Source organism: Desulfofundulus sp., from assembly GCF_049701015.1.
In the GTDB taxonomy this organism is placed as follows: domain Bacteria; phylum Bacillota; class Desulfotomaculia; order Desulfotomaculales; family Desulfovirgulaceae; genus Desulfofundulus.
On the sequence record NZ_JBNATZ010000223.1, the window covers coordinates 1 to 4,133 of the forward strand.

Sequence of the window (4,133 nt, forward strand, 5' to 3'; positions counted from 1 at the left end):
GTGGAGCCCGCCCAGCTGAATCAGCTGCTGCACCGCCGTATCGACCCCCGGGCCAACGTAAAGGTTGTGGCCAGAGGTCTGCCTGCTTCCCCGGGTGCCGCAAGCGGCAGGGTTGTTTTTGACGCCGACGAGGCTGAACTGCTGGGCAGCCAGGGTGAAAAAATTATCCTGGTTCGCACGGAAACCACTCCCGATGACATCCACGGTATCGTGGCCGCCCAGGGAGTACTTACCTCCCGGGGAGGGATGACCAGCCATGCGGCAGTGGTGGCCCGTGGGATGGGCAAGCCCTGCATTTGCGGCTGCGAGGCCATCCGCATTGACTACGAAGCAGGGGAATTCCGTGTCAATGACCTGGTGGTCAAAAAGGGAGATGTCATTTCCATAGACGGGTCGACCGGACAGGTCATGCTGGGAGAGGTGCCTCTGATCGATCCCGAGCTTTCCCCCGAATTTCTTGAGTTGCTGCAGTGGGCCGATGAGATCCGTACTCTGGGTGTGAGAGCCAATGCTGATACCCCGGAAGATGCTGCGAAAGCCCGGTCCTTCGGGGCTGAAGGTATCGGCCTGACCCGTACGGAGCACATGTTCATGGCTCCGGACCGGCTGCCCATAGTACAGGAGATGATCCTGGCCACCACCACAAGCGAGCGCCAGGCCGCTCTGGATAAACTTTTACCCATGCAGCAGGGGGACTTCTACGGCATCCTGAAGGCCATGGAGGGCCTGCCGGTTACCATCCGCTTGCTGGATCCTCCTCTGCATGAATTTCTGCCAAATGCAGAAGAACTGGCCGTGGAAATAACCCGCCTGCGGCTCACCGGTGGCGACGAAGAAGAGTTGCGGAAAAAAGAGGAACTGTTGAAAAAAGTTCGGGCGCTGGCGGAATTCAACCCCATGCTGGGTCACCGGGGTTGCCGTCTGGGCATAACCTTCCCGGAGGTTTACGCCATGCAGGCCAGGGCCATCTTCCAGGCCACGGCCCAACTGGTGAAAGAGGGCGTGAAGGTATTTCCGGAAGTGGAAATCCCCCTGGTTGGTGAGGTGAGGGAGCTGGCCTTGTTACGCCAGCTGGTTGACGAAGTAGCTGAACAGGTCATGAAGGAAACGGGTATAAGATTTGAGTATAGCGTCGGGACGATGATAGAAATACCTCGCGCAGCCCTGCTGGCCGATGAAATTGCACGGGAAGCCGATTTCTTCTCCTTTGGTACCAATGACCTGACCCAGACCACTTTTGGTTTTTCGCGGGATGATGCCGAGGGCAAATTCCTGCACGAGTATGTGGAGAAAAAGATCTTGCCGGAAAATCCCTTCATCGTCCTGGACCAGGCCGGTGTGGGCAAGTTGATGAAGATGTGCGTCGAGCTGGGACGCCGGACCAAACCCGGTTTGACCATCGGTATCTGCGGGGAGCATGGTGGCGAGCCCGGTTCCATTGAGTTTTGCCACCGCATAGGGTTGAACTATGTGAGTTGTTCTCCGTTCCGGGTTCCCATTGCTCGTCTGGCTGCAGCCCGGGCCAGGGTAAAGAACGGTTGAGTCCGCTTGCACGACGCAGTACCTGAAGAAGCTCAGGTGAATAATTGAGAGTGACACCCGGGTACTGCGGTGAGAGGGCAGCGGTTGCTGTATAAGTGAATTCACCAGCTGCTCAAAGGTGTCCCCTGACGTTATTTGTACCCTCCCTCCGGGGAGGGTTGATATTTTTAGAGATTTTTGTTACAGGAAAAAGGCGACAAATAGAGAAAGATTATAGCGCTATTGTTTTTATGGGAAGGGGACCCGGTATGGATGGTGAAACTGCATCGTTGGAACGCCTGGCTTTAAATGCCCTACCCTGTCCGGTGGTGGTTGTTAATGCCAGTGGAATTTTGATTTATCTGAACAATACTTCCGAAAGGGAACTGGGTGTTAAAAAAGAGGAGGTTATTTCCCGTTCCTTGATTGAAAGCCTTTACGGGGGGGGAAAATTTGACCACAGGGGCAGGTATTCCAGCGCCTTGATTGAGACGCTGGAAACGGGCCGCGAGTTCTCCCTGCGTCCCGAAGAAATTAGAACGGCGCTGGATGTTTTGCCAAAGGTTTTCCTGGTTGATACTTCCATCCTCCGGGATCAGGAGAGAAGGGTGGTGGGAGCCTGTGCCATCTACCATAATTTCCTCCGGGACCGGAGGCTGTTAAAGGCAACGGTTATGAACCGCCTGACCACGGTCTCCGAGCAGTTTGAAACCATCTATGCCTTCGCCGAGGCTATAGGTGCCCGGGATCAATACACCATGGGTCACAGTGAGAAGGTAGCGGAGTATGCCCGTCTGATAGCGGAGGCCCTCGGGTTAAGTGAAAAAGAGGTCGATCTGGCTTACATATGCGGTATCGTGCATGACGTTGGTAAAATCGGCGTGCCGGAAAATGTCCTCAACAAGCCGGGGGCACTGACAGAGGAGGAGTTTGAACAGATTACCCGTCACCCGGAAAAGGGAGCCACTATTTTATCCCATATCAGCTGGTTGGAGCATGTGGTACCGGTAGTGCTTGCCCACCATGAACGTTATGATGGCCGGGGTTACCCGCGAGGGCTGCGGGGTGAAGAAATCCCTCTGCTCAGCCGCATCCTGGCTGTGGCCGACGCTTTTGACGCGATGACTTCGGACCGGAGCTATCGCAAGGCACTGCCGGTCCCAGTGGCTATCAGCGAATTGAAACGGCATGCCGGGGGCCAGTTCGACCCCCGGGTGGTGGAAGCTTTCATGCATATTTTAGGCGCGTATCAAGGCGGGAAAGAGGATTGAAGATGGGTAAAACCTTGCGTCTTTTCTGGGCTATAAACCTTCCCGAATCTATAAAAGAGCGGCTCTGGGGACTTCAAAGACAGTTGCAGGAGGTCGGGGCCGATGCCAGGTGGGTGGGAAAGGAAAACCTGCACTTGACCGTGCACTTTCTGGGGGAAGTGGAGGTCTCACTTCTTAATGCCTTAATTTCTGCTGCTCAAGAGGTCCTGTTTGCCCAAAAGACTTTTGCCGTACAGTTGGGTGGCCTGGGCGTTTTTCCGGATCCCCGCCGCCCCCGGATTCTCTGGGCCGGTGTTACCGGTGGAGTGAACCGGTTGCGGGATATCTACCGTCTGGTGGGCGAGGCGATGGTGCCTTTCGGGATTCCTTTACCGGATCGTCCTTTTTCTCCCCATTTAACGCTGGCCAGATTACGTTCCACCCGGGGGACGCAGGAGCTTATGGTGCGGGTGCGTGAACTTGGAGATAGCTGTGCCCACCTTGGGACGGTTCAAGTTGCTTCTTTAGATTTAATGCAGAGCGAGCTTACCCGCACCGGCCCGATATACGCCTTGAGGGGTCAAATTCGTCTGAAAAGCTCGCTAAAGGTCTAAATTCGCTTAGCAAGGCATAATTTTTAAAAAAATCTCAAAGAAGGGAATCAGATTTTCAAAGTCTAACTTAATAAGATGTAAATTTGGGGTCATAATTTAGTTTAAGTCCTTAAAGAGAGGGTATGAATATGCTGGTTGTGGCTATTAACGGCAGCCCCCGCCGGTCGGGGAGTACTGCTCAGATGTTGCTGGCCACCAGGGAAGTAGTGGAAGCGGCAGGTGCACAGTTTGTTTTCTGTCAGGTATCCGAGTTGCTGGCGGAATTAAAGGTACCTTACTGCACTGTCTGCTCCGAGCCCTGTTCCGGGAAGTGTTTTGCCGGGACCCGTTTGGAAGATGTCTTCAATTTAATGCGCAGATCTGATGGCATTATTATGGGTAGCCCCGTATATTTCAGTACCGTATCATCTCACCTGAAGTCTTTTTGGGACCGTACCCGTGTTTTGCGCCGGGAGAAGGCTCTCTTGAATGTTGTTGGAGGGGCCTTGACCGTGGGTGGTGCCCGCTTTGGCGGGCAGGAAACTGCCCTGCGGGCTATGCATGACATGATGCTTTGCCAGGGAATGACTGTGGTGGGGGACGGCTACCTGGAGGATGACGCCGGGCATCAAGGGGCCTGTGCCCAGGATCCTGCCAGCGAGGATACCCTGGGACTGCAGCGGGCCCGGATCCTGGCCCGGCGGGTAGTGGAAGTAGCCCTGGCTACCCGGGGACTGCGTGACAGGTCCCGGGTGACGGCCGGGTAGGA

4 protein-coding genes are annotated in these 4,133 nt (G+C 55.1%); all 4 read left to right on the plus strand.

The window, feature by feature from the left end; genetic code table 11:
- Positions 1-1,542: putative PEP-binding protein (locus ACPLUI_RS11915; RefSeq protein ID WP_424660480.1), on the plus strand; the 1,542-nt coding region annotated here is incomplete at its 5' end.
- 248 nt (positions 1,543-1,790) lie between these two features.
- The gene (locus ACPLUI_RS11920; RefSeq protein ID WP_424660481.1) at positions 1,791-2,792 is read left to right on the plus strand and encodes an HD-GYP domain-containing protein; all 1,002 of its coding nucleotides are present in this window, start codon (positions 1,791-1,793) and stop codon (positions 2,790-2,792) included.
- 2 nt (positions 2,793-2,794) lie between these two features.
- A complete protein-coding gene (thpR, locus tag ACPLUI_RS11925) occupies positions 2,795-3,385 on the plus strand; it encodes an RNA 2',3'-cyclic phosphodiesterase (RefSeq protein ID WP_424660482.1) in 591 nt (196 codons plus the stop codon).
- Positions 3,386-3,513: 128 nt separating this feature from the next.
- A complete protein-coding gene (locus ACPLUI_RS11930) occupies positions 3,514-4,131 on the plus strand; it encodes a flavodoxin family protein (protein WP_424660483.1) in 618 nt (205 codons plus the stop codon).
- Positions 4,132-4,133 lie beyond the last annotated feature (2 nt).